Source organism: Burkholderia sp. LAS2 (genome assembly GCF_018417615.1).
GTDB lineage: Bacteria > Pseudomonadota > Gammaproteobacteria > Burkholderiales > Burkholderiaceae > Burkholderia > Burkholderia sola.
Map to the genome: position 1 here is coordinate 860749 of NZ_CP071052.1, position 17170 is coordinate 877918.

The window sequence follows — 17170 nt, forward strand, 5'->3', positions numbered from 1 at the left end:
ATGCAGGCCACTATGATGAAAAAACTGTTCCTGATCCCCGTTTTCGCGGCGCTGTTCTCGTTCGGCAGCGCGGCTCACGCGCAAGTCGACCAGTCGAACCCGCAGGCGCTGATCAAGACGGCGACGCAGCAGGTGCTCGACGAAGTCAAGCAGCAGACGATCAAGCAGGGCGACACCAATCGCATCATCACGATCGTCAACAAGGACATCCTGCCGTACACCGATTTCCGCCGCACCACGCAGCTCGCGATGGGTCGCAACTGGCGCACCGCGACGGCCGAGCAGCAACAGCAGGTTCAGGAGCAGTTCAAGCTGCTGCTGATCCGCACGTATTCGGGTGCGCTCGCGCAGCTGAAGCCGGACCAGCAGATCCAGTACCCGCCGTTCCGCGCCGATCCGGCCGACACCGACGTCGTCGTGAAGACGGTCGCGATGAACAACGGCCAGCCGGTCCAGATCGACTACCGCCTGTACAAGACGGCGAACGGCTGGAAGGTGTATGACCTGAACGTGCTCGGCGCGTGGCTGATCCAGACGTACCAGCAGCAGTTCAACGAGAAGATCCAGCAAAGCGGCGTCGAAGGGCTGATCCAGTTCCTGACGCAGCGCAACCAGCAACTTGCCGCCGGCAAGCAAGCGTCGTGAGCGGCTTCGAAGCCGGCTCCTCGCTGACCGTCGCGAGCGCGAAGTCCGCGCTCGCGGACGGTCTTGCGCGCATCGGCGCGGGCGCGACCGCCGTCGATTGCGCGGCGCTCACGCAGTTCGATTCGTCCGCGCTCGCCGTGCTGCTCGCATGGCAACGTGCCGCCAAAACGCGCGGCGCAGCTCTCGACATCCTCAATCTCCCTCCGAAGCTCGCCAGCCTCGCGCGCGCGTACGGCGTCGACGCGCTCATCGAAGGCACCGGCCGACATTGACGCTGTCCGATCGACGCCTGCCGCGCCAGCCGGCGCGCGCACGCTTCAGGCCGCGCGCCGCCGGCGCCGGCTCCCCCAGCCGGTTTGCCCTATAATCAAGCGTTTTGCGGGGCAGCCAATCGGCGTCCGGCCCCCATTTTCTTTCGCAGCAAGCACAAAATAGGCGTCGCGGCCCTGGCGTCGCGCACAGTCATGTCAGCCATAGAAATCCGTCACGTCAAGAAGCGCTACAAGTCGCTTCAGGCGCTCAAGGGCGTCAGCCTGTCGGTCGAGGAAGGCGAGTTTTTCGGTCTGCTCGGCCCCAACGGCGCAGGTAAGACCACGCTCATCAGTATCCTCGCCGGACTCGCCCGGGCCGACGAAGGCAGTATCTCGGTGCGCGGTCACGACGTCGTCCAGGATTTCCGCAACGCGCGCCGCTCGCTCGGCGTCGTGCCGCAGGAACTCGTTTTCGACCCGTTCTTCACCGTCCGCGAGACGCTGCGGATCCAGTCCGGCTATTTCGGGCTGCGCCGCAACGACGACTGGATCGACGAAGTGATGGCCAATCTCGATCTCACCGAGAAAGCCGACGCGAACATGCGCGCGCTGTCGGGCGGGATGAAGCGCCGCGTGCTCGTCGCGCAGGCGCTCGTGCACCGGCCGCCGGTGATCGTGCTCGACGAGCCGACCGCCGGCGTCGACGTCGAATTGCGCCAGACGCTGTGGAAATTCATCTCGCGCCTGAACCGCGAGGGCCACACGATCGTGCTGACCACGCATTACCTCGAGGAAGCCGAGTCGCTGTGCGACCGCATCGCGATGCTGCGCCGCGGCGAAGTCGTCGCGCTCGATCGCACCGACGCGCTGCTGCGCCGCTTCGCGGGCCTGCAACTGTACCTGCGGTTCGCGACTGGCGCGCTGCCGGCCGAGCTGCGCGGGCTGGAAACCGACCCGGCCGCGCGCGCGCCGGGCGAGCACCTGCTGCGCCTCGCGAGCTACGACGAGGTCGAACGCATCCTCGCGCAATGCCGTGCGGCCGGCTGCACGTTCGACGAGATCGAGGTCCGCAAGGCCGACCTCGAGGATGTGTTCGTCCAGGTGATGAACGGGGCCGAGGTCATCGAGGGTCTGGCATGAATCAACACTCCCCACGCGAACTGCGTTCGCTGCCGCTCGAAGGGGCGGCCCGGCGCGTGCCGGGAAACGGGTTTCGAACGCTGTTCTACAAGGAACTGCTGCGTTTCTGGAAGGTGTCGTTCCAGACGGTGTGCGCGCCGATCGTCACGGCGTTGCTGTACCTGACGATCTTCGGCCATGCGCTGTCGGGCCGCGTCGAGGTGTATCCGGGCGTCGAGTACGTGAGCTTTCTCGTGCCGGGCCTCGTGATGATGAGCGTGCTGCAGAACGCGTTCGCGAACAGCTCGTCGTCGCTGATCCAGTCGAAGATCACCGGCAACCTGGTGTTCATGCTGCTGCCGCCGCTGTCGTATCGCGACATCTTCGGCGCGTACGTGCTCGCGTCCGTCGTGCGCGGGCTCGCGGTCGGCGCCGGCGTGTTCGTCGTGACGATCTGGTTTATCCCGATGCACTTCGCGGCGCCGCTGTTCATCATGGCGTTCGCGCTGCTCGGTTCGGCGATTCTCGGCACGCTCGGCCTGATCGCCGGGATCTGGGCCGAGAAATTCGACCAGCTCGCCGCGTTCCAGAACTTCCTGATCATGCCGCTGACGTTCCTGTCCGGCGTGTTCTATTCGACGCACTCGCTGCCGCCCGTGTGGCGCGAAGTGTCGCGTCTCAACCCGTTTTTCTACATGATCGACGGCTTCCGTTTCGGGTTCTTCGGCGCGTCCGACATCAACCCGTTCGCGAGCCTCGCGATCGTCACCGGTTTCTTCGTGCTGCTCGCGCTGATCGCGATGCGGCTGCTCGCGACCGGCTACAAACTGCGTCATTGATATCGACAGGCAGCGGCCGCCCCGGGGCGGCGTGCGCCGACAGGAGCCTTACACCATGTTGCCGACTCCCGAACAGGTCAAGCAATACATCGCCGGCGGTCTCGCCTGCACGCATCTGGAAGTCGAAGGCGACGGCCAGCATTTCTTCGCGACGATCGTGTCGGCGGCCTTCGAAGGCAAGCGGCCGATCCAGCGGCACCAGCTCGTCTATGCGGCGCTCGGCGATCGCATGAAGCAGGAAATTCACGCGCTCAGCATGAAGACGCTGACGCCCGCCGAATGGCAGAACGCATAAACGGAAATCACTGAGTGCAAGTCACCGTCAACGAGCGCGACGCCGTCCAGAGCGTCGCCACGGCACACCCGGCCGCCAACGGGGAATCGCAGGGACAGGGGATGGACAAACTCGTGATCGAAGGCGGTCGCCGCCTGGCCGGCGAGATCGTCGTGTCGGGCGCGAAGAACGCCGCGCTGCCGATCCTGTGCGCGGGGCTGCTCAGCGCCGAGCCGGTCGAACTCGACAACGTGCCGAACCTGAAGGACGTGCGCACCACGCTGAAGGTGCTGAACCAGATGGGCGTGAAGAGCGAGACCGACGGCGCCCGCGTGCAGCTCGACGCGTCGCGCGTCGACAACCTCGTCGCGCCGTACGAGCTCGTGAAGACGATGCGCGCGTCGATCCTCGTGCTCGGCCCGCTGCTCGCGCGCTTCGGCGAGGCGAAGGTGTCGCTGCCGGGCGGCTGCGCGATCGGCGCGCGGCCGGTCGACCAGCACATCAAGGGCCTGCAGGCGATGGGCGCCGAGATCAGCATCGAGCACGGCTTCATCGAAGCGCGCGCGAAGCGCCTGAAGGGCGCGCGCATCGTGACCGACATGATCACGGTGACGGGGACGGAAAACCTGCTGATGGCCGCGACGCTCGCCGACGGCGAGACGGTGATCGAAAACGCCGCGCGCGAGCCGGAAGTGAGCGATCTCGCACACTTGCTGGTCGCGATGGGCGCGAAAATCGACGGCATCGGCACCGATCGCCTCGTGATCCAGGGCGTCGAGCGGCTGCACGGCGCGCGCCATTCGGTGATCCCCGACCGTATCGAGGCCGGCACGTTCCTGTGCGCGGTCGCGGCGGCCGGCGGCGACGTGATGCTGACGGGCGTGCGCCCGCACATCCTCGATGCGGTGATCGACAAGCTGCGCGAAGCCGGCGTGTCGATCGAGGAAGGCGACAGCTGGCTGCGCGTGAAGATGGACCGCCGCCCGTCGGCGGTGACGATCCGCACGTCGGAATACCCGGCGTTTCCGACCGACATGCAGGCGCAGTTCATGGCCCTCAATACGGTCGCGACGGGCACCGCGCAGGTCGTCGAAACCATTTTCGAGAACCGCTTCATGCATGTGCAGGAGCTGAACCGGCTCGGCGCGAACATCACGATCGACGGCAACACGGCGCTCGTGACCGGCGTCGACAAGCTGTCCGGCGCGAACGTGATGGCGACCGACCTGCGTGCGTCGGCGAGCCTTGTGATCGCCGGGCTGCGTGCGGACGGCGAAACGCTCGTCGACCGCATCTATCACCTGGACCGCGGTTACGACCGCATGGAAACCAAACTGACCGCCGTTGGCGCGAACGTGCGCCGCCTCTCCGGGAGCCAAGCATGACCGCGCCGCTGACCCTCGCCCTGTCGAAGGGCCGGATTTTCGAGGAAACCCTGCCGCTGCTGGCGGCGGCCGGCGTGCAGGTGGCCGAGGATCCGGAAACGTCGCGCAAGCTGATCCTGCCGACGACCGACCCGAACCTGCGCGTGATCATCGTGCGCGCGAGCGACGTGCCGACCTACGTCGAATACGGCGCGGCCGATTTCGGCGTGGCCGGCAAGGACGTGCTGGTCGAGCACGGCGGCTCCGGCCTGTACCAGCCGATCGATCTGAACATTGCGCGCTGCCGGATGTCGGTGGCCGTGTCCGCCGGTTTCGACTACGCGAACGCGGTGCGCCAGGGCGCGCGCCTGCGGGTCGCGACGAAATACGTCGAAACGGCGCGCGAACATTTTGCCGCGAAGGGCGTGCACGTCGACCTGATCAAGCTGTACGGGTCGATGGAGCTCGCGCCGCTGGTCGGGCTGGCCGACGCGATCGTCGACCTCGTCAGCTCGGGCGGCACGCTGAAGGCGAACAATCTGGTCGAGGTCGAGGAGATCATGGCGATCTCGTCGCGCCTCGTCGTGAACCAGGCCGCGCTCAAGCTGAAGCGCGCGGCGCTCAAGCCGATCCTCGACGCGTTCGAACGCGCGTCGCAGAATGGCGGTTGAGCGCATCACCGTAACGGAACTCCCATGTCCATCACCATCCGCAAGCTCGATTCGACGAACGAAGGCTTCGGCGCCGCGCTGCGCGCCGTGCTCGCGTTCGAGGCGAGCGAAGACGAAGCGATCGAGCAGTCGGTCGCGCAGATCCTCGCCGACGTGAAGTCGCGCGGCGACGCCGCGGTGCTTGAGTACACGAACCGCTTCGACCGGCTGAGCGCGAACAGCGTCGCCGCGCTCGAACTGCCGCAGGACGCGCTGCAGACGGCGCTCGACGGCCTCGCGCCGAAGGCGCGCGCGGCGCTGGAAGCGGCGGCGGCGCGGGTGCGCGCGTACCACGAGAAGCAGAAGATCGAGTGCGGCACGCATAGCTGGCAGTACACGGAAAGCGACGGCACGGTGCTCGGCCAGAAGGTCACGCCGCTCGACCGCGTCGGCCTGTACGTGCCGGGTGGCAAGGCCGCGTATCCGTCGTCGGTGCTGATGAACGCGATTCCCGCGCGCGTCGCGGGGGTCGGCGAGATCGTGATGGTCGTGCCGACGCCGGACGGCGTGAAGAACGACCTCGTGCTTGCCGCGGCGCTGCTCGGCGGCGTCGATCGCGTGTTCACGATCGGCGGCGCGCAGGCGGTCGGCGCGCTCGCGTACGGCACGGCGACGGTGCCGGCCGTCGACAAGATCTGCGGCCCCGGCAACGCGTACGTCGCGTCGGCGAAGCGCCGCGTGTTCGGCACGGTCGGTATCGACATGATCGCCGGGCCGTCGGAAATCCTCGTGCTGTGCGACGGCACGACCGATCCGAACTGGGTCGCGATGGACCTGTTCTCGCAGGCCGAGCACGACGAACTCGCGCAGTCGATCCTGCTGTGCCCGGACGGTGCGTTCCTCGATCGCGTCGAGAAGGCGATCGACGAGCTGCTGCCGACGATGCCGCGCCAGGACGTGATCCGCGCGTCGCTCGAAGGCCGCGGCGCGCTGATCAAGGTGCGCGACATGGCCGAGGCGTGCCGGATCGCGAACGACATCGCGCCGGAACACCTCGAAATTTCGGCGCTGGAGCCGCAGCAATGGGGCCAGCAGATCCGCCACGCGGGCGCGATCTTCCTCGGCCGCTACACGAGCGAGAGCCTCGGCGACTACTGCGCGGGCCCGAACCACGTGCTGCCGACGTCGCGCACCGCGCGCTTCTCGTCGCCGCTCGGCGTGTACGACTTCATCAAGCGCTCGAGCCTGATCGAGGTCAGCGCGGAAGGCGCGCAGACGCTCGGCGAGATCGCGTCCGAGCTCGCCTACGGCGAAGGGCTGCAGGCGCACGCAAGGAGCGCCGAGTTCCGGATGAAGGGCTGACCGCGCAGGGTGCGCGGGCCCGGCGGGCGCCGAGGCGCAGGCGCCGGCCGCCCCGGATCGGGGCAGGGGACGAGCGCAGGGCGGCAGCCGCCGCCTTGCCGACCATTTGATGCCGGCGCGATGCACGCCGGCTTGAGACCATGACGACGCCACAAGACATCATCCGCCGCGACGTGCTCGCGATGACGAGCTATCCGGTTCCCGACGCGAGCGGGTTCGTGAAGCTCGACGCGATGGAGAACCCGTATTCGCTGCCGGCGCCGCTCGCCGTGGCGCTCGGCGAGCGGCTCGCGCAGGTCGCGCTGAACCGCTACCCGGCGCCGCGTCCGGCCGCGCTGCTCGACAAGCTGCGCCATGCGATGCGCGTGCCGGCCGGCTGCGACGTGCTGCTCGGCAACGGCTCCGACGAAATCATCAGCATGATCTCGGTCGCGTGCGCGAAGCCGGGCGCCAAGGTGCTCGCACCGGTGCCGGGCTTCGTGATGTACGAGCTCTCGGCGAAGTTCGCGCAGCTCGAATTCGTCGGCGTACCGCTGAAGGCGGACCTGACGCTCGACGCCGACGCGCTGCTTGCGGCGATCGCCGAGCACCGGCCGGCGGTCGTCTATCTCGCGTATCCGAACAACCCGACCGGCACGCTGTACGACGACGCCGACGTCGAGCGGATCGTCGCGGCCGCGCGGCACAGCCTGATCGTGATCGACGAGGCGTACCAGCCGTTCGCCGAGCGTTCGTGGCTGCCGCGCGCCGGCGAGTTCGACAACGTCGTCGTGATGCGCACGGTGTCGAAGCTCGGCCTCGCGGGCATCCGGCTCGGCTATCTGGTCGGCTCGCCCGCGTGGCTGAACGAATTCGACAAGGTGCGCCCGCCGTACAACATCAACGTGCTGACCCAGGCGACCGCCGATTTCCTGCTCGACCACCTCGACGTGCTCGACGCGCAGGCGGCCGAATTGCGCGCGGAACGCGCGCGCCTCGCGCAGGCGGTGGCCGCGCTGCCGGGCGCGACGGTGTTCCCGAGCGCCGGCAATTTCCTGCTGGTGCGCGTGCCGGACGCCGCGGCCGTGTTCGATGCGCTGCTCACCGAGCGGGTGCTGGTCAAAAACGTGAGTAAAATGCATCCGTTGCTGGCCGAATGCGTGCGGCTGACCGTCGGTTCTCCCGACGAAAACGCCCGCCTGCTGGCCGCCTTGAAACTCGCGCTGCCCGGTTGAGCCCAGGGCGCGGCGGCGCGCGACGATCAATCCCCATTTACATAGACTCAATCAAGGAATTGCCATGCGTGTGGCGGAAGTCGTTCGCAATACCAGCGAAACGCAGATCCGTGTGAAGCTCGATCTCGACGGCACCGGCCGGCAGAAGCTGGCCACCGGCGTGCCGTTTCTCGACCATATGCTCGACCAGATCGCGCGACACGGTCTGGTCGATCTCGAGGTCGAAGCGCACGGCGACACGCATATCGACGATCACCACACGGTCGAGGATGTCGGCATCACGCTCGGTCAGGCCGTCGCGAAGGCGATCGGCGACCGCAAGGGCATCCGCCGCTACGGCCATTCGTACGTGCCGCTCGACGAGGCGCTGTCGCGCGTCGTGATCGACTTCTCCGGCCGGCCGGGCCTCGAATTCCACGTGCCGTTCACGCGCGCGCGGATCGGCACGTTCGACGTCGACCTGTCGATCGAATTCTTCCGCGGGTTCGTGAACCACGCGGGCGTCACGCTGCATATCGACAACCTGCGCGGGATCAACGCGCACCATCAGCTCGAGACCGTGTTCAAGGCCTTCGGCCGCGCGCTGCGCGCGGCGGTGGAGCTCGACGAGCGCGCGGCGGGGCAGATTCCGTCGACGAAAGGCAGCCTCTAACTTCCGAACGGACGACGCCAAGGACAACCTCACGGCTTCGGCGCGGCGCGCCGGCTTGCGATGGATCTGCTCAAATCGTTCATTTCGCTGCTCGCGCTGATCAATCCGGTCGGCGCGGTGCCGTTCTTCCTGAGCCTGACGGCGCAGCAGACGGACGACGAGCGGCGGCGCACGATCCGGATCGCATCGGTGTCGGTGTTCTGCGTGATGACGGTGACCGCGCTGCTCGGGCAGCAGATCATCAACTTCTTCGGCATTTCGGTCGGGTCGCTCGAAGTGGGCGGCGGGATCATCATGCTGCTGATGGCGATCAACATGCTGAACGCGCAGATCGGCAACACGCGGTCGACGCCGGAGGAGCGCCACGAAGCCGAGCTGAAGGACAACATCGCGGTCGTGCCGCTCGCGATTCCGCTGCTCACGGGCCCCGGCTCGATCAGCACGGTGATCATCTATGCGGCGAACGCGCATCACTGGTATGAGCGGGCCGGGCTGGTCGCGATCGGCGCGGTCCTGGCTTTTCTGTGTTTCGTCGCGATGCGGCTCGCCGAGCCGATCGCGACCTGGATCGGCCGCACCGGCATCAACATCGCCACGCGGCTGATGGGTCTGATGCTGTCGGCGCTGGCGGTGGAATTCATCGTCAATGGACTGAGGGCGCTACTGCCTGCACTGAGATGAAAACTTCGATTGCGATTGTGGATTATGGGATGGGTAACCTGCGCTCGGTCGCGCAGGCGCTCAAGAAGGCCGAACCGGCCGCCGACGTGGCGATCGTCGACACGCCGGCCGCGATTCGCGCGGCCGACCGCGTCGTGCTGCCCGGCCAGGGCGCGATGCCCGACTGCATGCGCTGCCTCGGCGAGTCGGGCCTCCAGGAGGCCGTGATCGACGCGTCGCGCACGAAGCCGCTGCTCGGTGTGTGCGTCGGCGAGCAGATGCTGTTCGACTGGAGCGCGGAAGGCGACACGAAGGGCCTGGGCCTGCTGCCCGGCAAGGTCGTGCGCTTCGATCTCGACGGCCAATTGCAGGACGACGGCTCGCGCTTCAAGGTGCCGCAGATGGGCTGGAACCGCGTGCGCCAGGCGCAGCCGCACCCGCTGTGGGACGGCGTGCCCGACGACGCGTATTTCTACTTCGTGCACAGCTATTACGTGAGCCCGGACAACCCGGCGCACACGGTTGGCGAAACGGCCTACGGCGCGCCGTTTACGTCCGCGGTCGCGCGGGACAACATCTTCGCGACCCAATTCCACCCGGAGAAAAGCGCGGAGGTCGGATTGCGTCTGTATCGCAACTTCGTCCACTGGAAGCCGTAAAACGTGGCGCGCGAGCCACAGTCGACCTGGCCGAACGGCCTGTCGCGCGGGGCGCTCGCGCGTAAGCGCCGAAAGAGTTGTACTAAACTAGCGAGACGGCGCGGCACCGGTTTGGCCGGTACGCGCCTGATTCTTTTCATTTTCCACGACGACACCCGATTGCTATGTTGCTGATTCCGGCCATCGACCTCAAAGACGGTCAGTGTGTGCGCCTCAAACAGGGCGATATGGACCAGGCCACGATTTTCTCCGAGGACCCGGCGGCGATGGCCCGCAAATGGGTCGATCTCGGCGCCCGGCGGCTCCATCTCGTCGACCTGAACGGCGCATTCGCCGGCAAGCCGAAGAACCTCGAGGCGATCGAAGCGATCCTCGACGAAGTCGGCGACGAAATCCCGGTCCAGCTCGGCGGCGGCATCCGCAGCCTCGAGACGATCGAGAAGTATCTCGACGCCGGCCTGTCCTACGTGATCATCGGCACCGCGGCCGTGAAGAACCCGGGCTTCCTGCAGGACGCGTGCACCGCGTTCTCCGGCAGCATCATCGTCGGGCTGGACGCGAAGGACGGCAAGGTCGCGACCGACGGCTGGAGCAAGCTGACCGGCCACGAGGTGATCGACCTCGCGAAGAAGTTCGAGGACTACGGCGTCGAATCGATCGTCTACACGGACATCGGCCGCGACGGGATGCTGCAGGGCATCAACATCGACGCGACCGTGAAGCTCGCGCAGGCGGTCGGCATCCCGGTGATCGCATCGGGCGGCCTGTCGAACCTCACGGACATCGAGAGCCTGTGCGAGGTGGAAGAGCACGGCGTCGAAGGCGTGATCTGCGGCCGGGCGATCTACTCCGGCGATCTCGATTTCGCGGCCGCGCAAAAGCGCGCGGACGAACTGAACGGCGAACTCGACAACGCGTAACCGCGTCCGTCCCGTTCGCCGGGGCCGCCCGCGGGCGGCCCCGACCGGAAGCCTCGCGCGAGGCTTCCGCAACCGGCCGTCCCAGCGCGGCATTTGGCGCAACATCATGGCTCTAGCTAAACGCATCATCCCCTGCCTGGACGTGACCGCCGGGCGTGTCGTCAAGGGCGTCAATTTCGTCGAGCTGCGCGACGCCGGCGACCCCGTCGAAATCGCCCGCCGCTACGACGACCAGGGTGCCGACGAACTGACCTTTCTCGACATCACCGCGACGTCCGACCAGCGCGACCTGATCCTGCCGATCATCGAAGCCGTCGCATCGCAGGTCTTCATTCCGCTGACCGTCGGCGGCGGCGTGCGCGCCGTCGAGGACGTGCGGCGCCTGCTGAACGCGGGCGCGGACAAGGTCAGCATGAATTCATCGGCGGTCGCGAATCCGCAACTCGTGCGCGACGCGGCCGACAAGTACGGCTCGCAGTGCATCGTCGTCGCGATCGACGCGAAGCGCGTGTCGGCCGACGGCGAGACGCCGCGCTGGGAAGTGTTTACGCACGGCGGCCGCAAGAACACGGGCCTCGACGCGATCGAATGGGCGCGCAAGATGGCCGAGCTCGGCGCGGGCGAGATCCTGCTCACGAGCATGGACCGCGACGGCACGAAATCGGGCTTCGACCTCGCGCTCACGCGCGGCGTGTCGGACGCGGTGCCGGTGCCGGTGATCGCATCGGGCGGCGTCGGCTGCCTGCAGGATCTCGCGGACGGCATCAAGGACGGCCGCGCCGACGCGGTGCTGGCCGCGAGCATCTTCCACTACGGCGAGCACACGGTCGGCGAGGCGAAGCGCTTCATGTCCGACCAGGGCATCGCGGTGAGGCTGTGATGAATACCGAAACGAAATCCTTGCCCGCGTGGCTCGACAAGGTCCGTTGGGACGACAACGGCCTCGTGCCGGTGATCGCGCAGGAAGCGTCGACGAACGACGTGCTGATGTTTGCGTGGATGAACCGCGAGGCGCTCGCGAAGACGATCGAGACGCAGCGCGCGGTCTACTATTCGCGTTCGCGCAAGCGCCTGTGGTTCAAGGGCGAGGAGTCGGGCCACGTGCAGCACGTGCACGAGGTGCGGCTCGACTGCGACGAGGACGTCGTGCTGCTGAAGGTCGAGCAGGTGTCGGGCATCGCGTGCCACACCGGCCGGCATTCGTGCTTCTTCCAGAAATTCGAAGGTACGGTGGACGGCGGCGACTGGGTCGCGGTCGAGCCGGTGCTGAAAGACCCCGAACACATCTACAAATGACGCAATCGACCGAAGACACGCTGCTGCGCCTCGCGGCCGTGATCGACAGCCGCAAGGGCGGCGATCCCGATCAATCGTACGTATCGCGCCTGTTCCACAAGGGCGACGACGCCGTGCTGAAGAAGATCGGCGAAGAGGCGACGGAAGTCGTGCTGGCCGCGAAGGACGTGCGCCAGGGCGGCGCGCCGAGCGCGCTCGTCGGCGAGGTGGCCGACCTGTGGTTCCACTGCCTCGTGATGCTGTCGCATTTCGACCTGAGCCCGGCCGACGTGATCGCCGAGCTCGAGCGCCGCGAAGGCTTGTCGGGCATCGAGGAAAAAGCGCTGCGCAAGCGCCGCGAGCGCGAGGAAAACGGCGGCTGACGAACAGGGTCCGCCGCGGTGGCAACAGTGCGGTAAGCTGTAAGAATTGTCATCTAACGGGGGTAGCATCATGAACGATACGTCGAACCAGTTTCCGACGCCGGCGGTGCCGGGCGCCGCGGATGCCGAGCGCCTGAACGGGCTGCGCACGCTGACCCACGTGCTGTACGGTCTTTATGCGTTTCACTGGCTGACGGGCGGCGTCACGGGCATCATCGCGATCATCATCAACTACGTGAAGCGCGGCGACGTGGCCGGCACGCCGTACGCCGATCACTTCGAGTGGCAGATCCGCACGTTCTGGCGCGCGCTGATCGCCTACGTGATCGGGTTCGCGCTGATGTTCGTCGTGGTCGGATTCGTCGTGATGTTTGTCACGTGGATTTGGACGCTGTACCGTATCATCAAGGGTTGGCTGTACCTGAACGACAACAAGACGCTCGATCCGCAGGCGTGGTTCTGACCGGCCGCACGCGGGCGTTTGCAGGAGCAACATGAGTCACGATCCGAATTGCCTGTTCTGCAAGATCGCGGCAGGCGAGATCCCGAGCACGAAGGTGCACGAGGACGACGAATTCGTCGCGTTCCGCGACATCCGCCCGGCGGCCGACACGCACGTGCTCGTGATTCCGCGCCGGCACCTGCCGACACTGTCGGCGGCGGTCGACGCCGATGCGCCGATGCTCGGCCGGCTGATGCTGCTCGTCGCGCGTCTGGCCGACCAGCTCGGCGTCGCGTATACGGGCGGCGAAACCGGTTTTCGCACGGTGATCAACACGGGCCCGGGCGGCGGGCAGGAGGTCTACCACCTGCACGCGCATATCCTGGCCGGCCCGCGCCCGTGGCAACGGATGGGTTGACGACGCGGGGCGTTTCCCCGCATCCGATAGTCGAAGCCGGCGCGTCGCCGGCGATTTACGCCGCACCGCGGCGTGGTTGAGGAGAGGTTTCATCATGGGTGGATTGAGCATTTGGCACTGGCTGATCGTGCTGCTGATCGTCGCGCTGGTTTTCGGTACGAAGAAGCTGCGCAACATCGGCAACGATCTCGGCAGCGCCGTGAAGGGTTTCAAGGACGGCATGAAGGAAGGCGAAACGCCGGCCGACGCGCAGCAACTGCCGCGTTCGGGCGCGGTCGACGTCAACGCGAAGGAAACGACGCGTTCCGATTCGAACAAGGCGTAACGCCGGCACGCTGAGGCATTCGCGATGCTGGATCTCGGTCTTTCAAAGATGGCGCTGATCGGCGTCGTCGCGCTCGTCGTGCTCGGCCCCGAGCGCCTGCCGCGCGTCGCGCGTACGGCAGGCGCGCTGTTCGGCCGCGCGCAGCGGTACATCAACGACGTGAAGGCCGAGGTCTCGCGCGAAATCGAACTCGACGCGCTGCGGACGATGAAGACCGATTTCGAATCGGCCGCGCGCAATGTCGAGACGACGATTCACGATAACCTGCGCGAGCACGAGAAGGAACTGAACGATACGTGGCATTCCGCGGTCGGCGGTCTCAACGAAGGCTCGGTCGATGCCGGCCTGCACGGTAGCGACACGCCCGCGGCGCCGTCGTGGCGTGGCGGCAGCACGGCCGCGCTTGCGCCGAAGCGTCGCAACTGGCGCATCAAGCAGGCGGCGACGCCTGTCTGGTACAAGCGCGCGACGACCCGCCGCACGCACGTGCAGTCGGGCGCCGCGCGTGTCGCGCGCCACCAGCCGGCCAGCCTGCGCCGGCCGACGCGCTTCTTCTGAGTCGAGCGCATGCTCGCTCGTCAATCCTACCGAGGGCCGGTGTGAGCGACCCCCAGCAGAACCCGGGCGACGCCCCGGAAGAAACCTTCATTTCCCATCTCGTCGAGCTTCGCGATCGCATCATTCGCGCGGGGCTGGCCGTGATCGTCGTGTTCGTCGGGCTCGTGTACTGGGCGCCGGACATCTTCAAGCTGCTCGCGCGGCCGTTGATGGAGAACCTGCCGAAAGACGGCAAGATGATCGTCACCGACGTCACCGGCTCGTTCTTCGTGCCGATGAAGGTCACGATGCTCGTCGCGCTCGTGATCGCGCTGCCGATCGTGCTGTACCAGATCTGGGCGTTCGTCGCGCCGGGGCTGTACCAGCACGAGAAGAAGCTCGTCACGCCACTCGTCGGCAGCAGCTACGTGCTGTTCCTGTGCGGGATGGCGTTCGCGTACTTCCTCGTGTTCCCGACGATCTTCCGCGTGATGGCGCATTACAACGCGCCGCTCGGCGCCGAGATGACGACCGACATCGACAACTACCTGAGCTTCGTGCTCGGGATGTTCATCGCGTTCGGGGTCACGTTCGAGGTGCCGATCGTCGTCGTGCTGCTCGTCAGGATGGGCGTGCTGTCCCTGAAGAAGCTGAAGGAGATGCGGCCGTACGTGATCGTCGGCGCATTCGTGGTCGCGGCGGTCGTCACCCCGCCGGACGTGTTCTCGCAACTGATGCTCGCGCTGCCGCTGATCGTGCTGTTCGAGATCGGCCTGTTGGCCGCGCGGTTCTTCGTGCCGAAGAAGCCGGTAGAAGAGGGCGAGGCGGGGAACGGCGAAGCCGCGAGTTGACGGCGCGGCGCCGGGGCGGCTTTCCGGCCCGGCCGGAGGCGCCCGGTACCGCGGTGGGCCGCCAGCCAGCGCATCGCAAAGCTACCTTCCGGCACCGGACGTCGTTTGGAGCAAAGCAAAAGGGCAGCCAACCGGCTGCCCTTTTCCGTTTCCGCGTCACATCATGACCGACAGGCGGCGTGCCGCCCGCCGACCGTCATTCGCTATCGCCGTCCTGCTCGTCGAGCGTCTGCTTCGGCGGCGGCGGGCGCTTGCCGATCACGACGTTCACGTCGAACTGCTTGCCCTTGCGTACGACGTGCACCTTGGTCGGCGTGCCCGGCTTGATCTGCGCGACGACGTTCAGCAGCTTCGTCGTGTCGGTGATGTCCTCGCTATTGACGCTCACCAGGATGTCGCCCGGCTTGATGCCGGCCTTGTCGGCCGGGCCGCCTTGCAGCACGCCCGCGACGATCGCGCCCGATTTCTGCTGGAGCCCGAACGACTCGGCGATTTCCGGCGTGACGTCCTGCGGCTCGACGCCGATCCAGCCGCGCGTGACCGAACCCGTCGTGATGATGCTTTCGAGCACCGTGCGGGCGGTCGAAACCGGAATCGCGAAACCGATGCCGAGCGAGCCGCCCGAGCGCGAGTAGATCGCCGTGTTGATGCCGAGCAGATTGCCGTTCACGTCGACCAGCGCGCCGCCGGAGTTGCCGGGGTTGATCGGTGCGTCGGTCTGGATGAAGTTCTCGAACGTATTGATGCCGAGGTGGTTGCGGCCGAGCGCGCTGATGATCCCCATCGTGACCGTCTGGCCGACGCCGAACGGGTTGCCGATCGCGAGCACGACGTCGCCGACGCGCGACTGGTCGGAGCGGCCGAGCGTGATCGTCGGCAGGTTCGTCATGTTGATCTTCAGCACCGCGAGATCCGTTTCGGGATCGCTGCCGATCACCTTCGCGGTGCCCGTTCGGCCGTCGGCGAGCGCGACTTCGATCTGGTCGGCGCCGTCGACGACGTGCTGGTTCGTTAGAATGTAACCTTCAGGGCTCACGATAACGCCCGAGCCGAGGTTGGCGGCCGGCTCGTCCTGCTGCTTGCGGGCGTTGCGGTCGCCGAAGAAGTAGCGGAACAGCGGATCCTTCGCGCGCGGGTCGGGCGGCAGCGAGCCGTCCTTGCTGGAGAACACGTTGACGACGGCCGGCATCGCCTTCTGCGCGGCTTCGGCATACGACGTGGTCGCCGGAGCGCCGCCGATGCCCGGCGCGACCTCGCGCAGCGCGACGATCGGCGTGGCGAGCTGCTTGCCGAGCTGTCCTTGCCGTTGCAGCCATTGCGGCTTGAGCGTCACGACGATGAACATCAGCGCGAGCAGTATGGTTACCGCCTGCGCGAAGAACAGCCAGAAGCGTCTAAGCATCTGAATGGATTAGAGGTTTATATGGATCGGATCGAACTCGAATTGTACTTGAACAATACCCTTGAAACCGCGCGCTTCAAGGACTATTGCCCGAACGGCCTCCAGGTCGAAGGGCGCCGCAAGATCGAGAAGATCGCCACCGGCGTGACGGCGTCGGTCGCGTTCCTCGAAGCCGCGCTCGAATGGGGGGCGGATGCCGTGCTCGTCCATCACGGCTATTTCTGGCGCAACGAGGCGCCGCAGATCACCGGCCGCAAGTATCAGCGGCTGAAGCTGCTGCTCGCGAACGACCTGAACCTGTTCGCGTTCCACCTGCCGCTCGACGCACATCCCCAACTGGGCAACAACGCGCAGCTCGGCGAAAAGCTCGGCCTGATCGGCGAGCAGCGTTTCGGCGAAGGCGATCTCGGCTGGATGGCGACGCTGCCGATGCCGGTCACGCTCGAGCATTTCGTCGCGAAGGTCGAGCGCACGCTCGGCCGCACGCCGCTCGTGCTCGGCGATCAGGACACGCAGCTGCGCCGCATCGCGTGGTGCACGGGCGCCGCGCAGAGCTACTTCGACGCCGCGATCGACGCCGGCGCGGACGTGTTCCTGACCGGCGAGGTGTCCGAGTCGACCACGCACGCGGCCGCGGAAAGCGGCGTCGCGTTCGTTGCGGCGGGGCACCATGCGACCGAGCGCTACGGAATCCAGGCGCTGGGGCGCCACTTGTCCGAGGAATTCGATCTCGAACACCTTTTTATCGATATTCATAATCCGGTCTGAGCGACGGATTTGCGGCGGTGCATCGAAATTTCTCTATGTAGCATCCGCTTAAAAGCGAAATGATTTAATCGCTCCGATAGTGGGGGATAACCCTTAACTATCAAACACTTCGAAGGGATTTTCATCTCCGGGCCTTGTAAATGGCGACTCCATTCGCGCA

At 66.5% G+C, this 17170-nt stretch carries 23 protein-coding genes; 22 read left to right on the top strand and 1 reads right to left on the bottom strand.

The window, feature by feature from the left end; all coding sequences use genetic code 11:
- Positions 1–15 precede the first annotated feature (15 nt).
- From JYG37_RS04025 to tatC, 21 genes are all read left to right on the top strand, one after another.
- Positions 16–645: an MlaC/ttg2D family ABC transporter substrate-binding protein gene (locus JYG37_RS04025; RefSeq protein WP_050013177.1), complete on the top strand. Its 630-nt coding sequence runs from the start codon at positions 16–18 to the stop codon at positions 643–645.
- A complete protein-coding gene (locus JYG37_RS04030; protein WP_050013131.1) occupies positions 642–917 on the top strand; it encodes an STAS domain-containing protein in 276 nt (91 codons plus the stop codon). The genes JYG37_RS04025 and JYG37_RS04030 overlap by 4 nt, the downstream gene beginning before the upstream one ends.
- Positions 918–1109: 192 nt before the next feature.
- Positions 1110–2036 (top strand): ABC transporter ATP-binding protein, encoded by a 927-nt coding sequence (locus tag JYG37_RS04035; protein ID WP_050013130.1) that lies wholly within the window; start codon positions 1110–1112, stop codon positions 2034–2036.
- Positions 2033–2854: an ABC transporter permease gene (locus JYG37_RS04040; protein ID WP_235356186.1), complete on the top strand. Its 822-nt coding sequence runs from the start codon at positions 2033–2035 to the stop codon at positions 2852–2854. Before JYG37_RS04035 ends, JYG37_RS04040 begins: the two co-directional genes overlap by 4 nt.
- Before the next feature lie 55 nt (positions 2855–2909).
- A complete protein-coding gene (locus JYG37_RS04045) occupies positions 2910–3149 on the top strand; it encodes a BolA family protein (protein WP_006477131.1) in 240 nt (79 codons plus the stop codon).
- A 101-nt stretch (positions 3150–3250) separates the two neighbouring features.
- Entirely contained in the window at positions 3251–4513 is a 1263-nt protein-coding gene (murA, locus tag JYG37_RS04050) for a UDP-N-acetylglucosamine 1-carboxyvinyltransferase (protein ID WP_486195637.1), read from the top strand.
- Positions 4510–5163 carry an ATP phosphoribosyltransferase gene (gene hisG, locus JYG37_RS04055; RefSeq protein WP_050013128.1) on the top strand — a complete coding sequence of 218 codons (654 nt, stop codon included), beginning with the start codon at positions 4510–4512 and terminating at the stop codon, positions 5161–5163. The genes murA and hisG overlap by 4 nt, the downstream gene beginning before the upstream one ends.
- 24 nt (positions 5164–5187) lie before the next feature.
- A complete protein-coding gene (gene hisD, locus JYG37_RS04060; protein WP_050013127.1) occupies positions 5188–6504 on the top strand; it encodes a histidinol dehydrogenase in 1317 nt (438 codons plus the stop codon).
- A 140-nt stretch (positions 6505–6644) separates the two neighbouring features.
- Entirely contained in the window at positions 6645–7718 is a 1074-nt protein-coding gene (gene hisC / locus JYG37_RS04065) for a histidinol-phosphate transaminase (RefSeq protein ID WP_124638832.1), read from the top strand.
- Between the two features lie 64 nt (positions 7719–7782).
- Entirely contained in the window at positions 7783–8370 is a 588-nt protein-coding gene (gene hisB / locus JYG37_RS04070; RefSeq protein WP_011546606.1) for an imidazoleglycerol-phosphate dehydratase HisB, read from the top strand.
- A gap of 60 nt (positions 8371–8430) precedes the next feature.
- On the top strand, positions 8431–9051 hold the full coding sequence (locus JYG37_RS04075; protein WP_050013125.1) for a YchE family NAAT transporter: 621 nt from the start codon (positions 8431–8433) through the stop codon (positions 9049–9051).
- Positions 9048–9689 carry an imidazole glycerol phosphate synthase subunit HisH gene (gene hisH, locus JYG37_RS04080; RefSeq protein ID WP_050013124.1) on the top strand — a complete coding sequence of 214 codons (642 nt, stop codon included), beginning with the start codon at positions 9048–9050 and terminating at the stop codon, positions 9687–9689. The genes JYG37_RS04075 and hisH overlap by 4 nt, the downstream gene beginning before the upstream one ends.
- 164 nt (positions 9690–9853) lie before the next feature.
- Positions 9854–10609, top strand: coding sequence for a 1-(5-phosphoribosyl)-5-[(5-phosphoribosylamino)methylideneamino]imidazole-4-carboxamide isomerase (gene hisA / locus JYG37_RS04085; RefSeq protein WP_006477123.1), 756 nt, complete (start codon positions 9854–9856; stop codon positions 10607–10609).
- Between the two features lie 106 nt (positions 10610–10715).
- Positions 10716–11489: an imidazole glycerol phosphate synthase subunit HisF gene (hisF, locus tag JYG37_RS04090; RefSeq protein WP_027783356.1), complete on the top strand. Its 774-nt coding sequence runs from the start codon at positions 10716–10718 to the stop codon at positions 11487–11489.
- Positions 11489–11905, top strand: a complete 417-nt coding sequence (gene hisI, locus JYG37_RS04095; RefSeq protein ID WP_011546604.1) for a phosphoribosyl-AMP cyclohydrolase — start codon at positions 11489–11491, stop codon at positions 11903–11905. Before hisF ends, hisI begins: the two co-directional genes overlap by 1 nt.
- Positions 11902–12267: a phosphoribosyl-ATP diphosphatase gene (locus JYG37_RS04100; protein ID WP_011546603.1), complete on the top strand. Its 366-nt coding sequence runs from the start codon at positions 11902–11904 to the stop codon at positions 12265–12267. Before hisI ends, JYG37_RS04100 begins: the two co-directional genes overlap by 4 nt.
- Positions 12268–12337: 70 nt before the next feature.
- Positions 12338–12730: a DUF4870 family protein gene (locus tag JYG37_RS04105; RefSeq protein ID WP_050013122.1), complete on the top strand. Its 393-nt coding sequence runs from the start codon at positions 12338–12340 to the stop codon at positions 12728–12730.
- 31 nt (positions 12731–12761) lie between these two features.
- Positions 12762–13127: a histidine triad nucleotide-binding protein gene (locus tag JYG37_RS04110; protein WP_050013121.1), complete on the top strand. Its 366-nt coding sequence runs from the start codon at positions 12762–12764 to the stop codon at positions 13125–13127.
- Between the two features lie 94 nt (positions 13128–13221).
- Positions 13222–13452 carry a Sec-independent protein translocase subunit TatA gene (gene tatA / locus JYG37_RS04115; RefSeq protein ID WP_006477115.1) on the top strand — a complete coding sequence of 77 codons (231 nt, stop codon included), beginning with the start codon at positions 13222–13224 and terminating at the stop codon, positions 13450–13452.
- Between the two features lie 24 nt (positions 13453–13476).
- On the top strand, positions 13477–14010 hold the full coding sequence (tatB, locus tag JYG37_RS04120) for a Sec-independent protein translocase protein TatB (RefSeq protein WP_089488091.1): 534 nt from the start codon (positions 13477–13479) through the stop codon (positions 14008–14010).
- A gap of 41 nt (positions 14011–14051) precedes the next feature.
- Positions 14052–14840, top strand: a complete 789-nt coding sequence (gene tatC, locus JYG37_RS04125) for a twin-arginine translocase subunit TatC (protein WP_050013119.1) — start codon at positions 14052–14054, stop codon at positions 14838–14840.
- A 196-nt stretch (positions 14841–15036) separates the two neighbouring features.
- Here the strand turns inward: tatC and JYG37_RS04130 are convergent, their stop codons facing one another.
- Positions 15037–16242, bottom strand: a complete 1206-nt coding sequence (locus tag JYG37_RS04130) for a Do family serine endopeptidase (protein WP_050013118.1) — start codon at positions 16240–16242, stop codon at positions 15037–15039.
- A 21-nt stretch (positions 16243–16263) separates the two neighbouring features.
- Between JYG37_RS04130 and JYG37_RS04135 the strand changes: the two genes are divergently transcribed.
- Complete coding sequence (locus tag JYG37_RS04135; RefSeq protein WP_050013117.1) at positions 16264–17010, top strand: Nif3-like dinuclear metal center hexameric protein; 747 nt, start codon at positions 16264–16266, stop codon at positions 17008–17010.
- Positions 17011–17170: the final 160 nt, after the last annotated feature.

Bases quoted from the DNA above. Each gene is read 5' to 3' on its own strand.
- hisB (WP_011546606.1), top strand. From the start codon at position 7,783: ATGCGTGTGGCGGAAGTCGTTCGCAATACCAGCGAAACGCAGATCCGT.
- hisD (WP_050013127.1), top strand. From the start codon at position 5,188: ATGTCCATCACCATCCGCAAGCTCGATTCGACGAACGAAGGCTTCGGC.
- hisI (WP_011546604.1), top strand. From the start codon at position 11,489: ATGAATACCGAAACGAAATCCTTGCCCGCGTGGCTCGACAAGGTCCGT.
- hisF (WP_027783356.1), top strand. From the start codon at position 10,716: ATGGCTCTAGCTAAACGCATCATCCCCTGCCTGGACGTGACCGCCGGG.
- hisG (WP_050013128.1), top strand. From the start codon at position 4,510: ATGACCGCGCCGCTGACCCTCGCCCTGTCGAAGGGCCGGATTTTCGAG.
- murA (WP_486195637.1), top strand. From the start codon at position 3,251: ATGGACAAACTCGTGATCGAAGGCGGTCGCCGCCTGGCCGGCGAGATC.
- JYG37_RS04105 (WP_050013122.1), top strand. From the start codon at position 12,338: ATGAACGATACGTCGAACCAGTTTCCGACGCCGGCGGTGCCGGGCGCC.
- JYG37_RS04035 (WP_050013130.1), top strand. From the start codon at position 1,110: ATGTCAGCCATAGAAATCCGTCACGTCAAGAAGCGCTACAAGTCGCTT.
- JYG37_RS04025 (WP_050013177.1), top strand. From the start codon at position 16: ATGAAAAAACTGTTCCTGATCCCCGTTTTCGCGGCGCTGTTCTCGTTC.
- tatB (WP_089488091.1), top strand. From the start codon at position 13,477: ATGCTGGATCTCGGTCTTTCAAAGATGGCGCTGATCGGCGTCGTCGCG.
- JYG37_RS04110 (WP_050013121.1), top strand. From the start codon at position 12,762: ATGAGTCACGATCCGAATTGCCTGTTCTGCAAGATCGCGGCAGGCGAG.
- hisA (WP_006477123.1), top strand. From the start codon at position 9,854: ATGTTGCTGATTCCGGCCATCGACCTCAAAGACGGTCAGTGTGTGCGC.
- JYG37_RS04075 (WP_050013125.1), top strand. From the start codon at position 8,431: ATGGATCTGCTCAAATCGTTCATTTCGCTGCTCGCGCTGATCAATCCG.
- hisH (WP_050013124.1), top strand. From the start codon at position 9,048: ATGAAAACTTCGATTGCGATTGTGGATTATGGGATGGGTAACCTGCGC.
- JYG37_RS04040 (WP_235356186.1), top strand. From the start codon at position 2,033: ATGAATCAACACTCCCCACGCGAACTGCGTTCGCTGCCGCTCGAAGGG.
- tatA (WP_006477115.1), top strand. From the start codon at position 13,222: ATGGGTGGATTGAGCATTTGGCACTGGCTGATCGTGCTGCTGATCGTC.
- JYG37_RS04130 (WP_050013118.1), bottom strand. From the start codon at position 16,242: ATGCTTAGACGCTTCTGGCTGTTCTTCGCGCAGGCGGTAACCATACTG.
- JYG37_RS04045 (WP_006477131.1), top strand. From the start codon at position 2,910: ATGTTGCCGACTCCCGAACAGGTCAAGCAATACATCGCCGGCGGTCTC.
- JYG37_RS04100 (WP_011546603.1), top strand. From the start codon at position 11,902: ATGACGCAATCGACCGAAGACACGCTGCTGCGCCTCGCGGCCGTGATC.
- JYG37_RS04135 (WP_050013117.1), top strand. From the start codon at position 16,264: ATGGATCGGATCGAACTCGAATTGTACTTGAACAATACCCTTGAAACC.
- hisC (WP_124638832.1), top strand. From the start codon at position 6,645: ATGACGACGCCACAAGACATCATCCGCCGCGACGTGCTCGCGATGACG.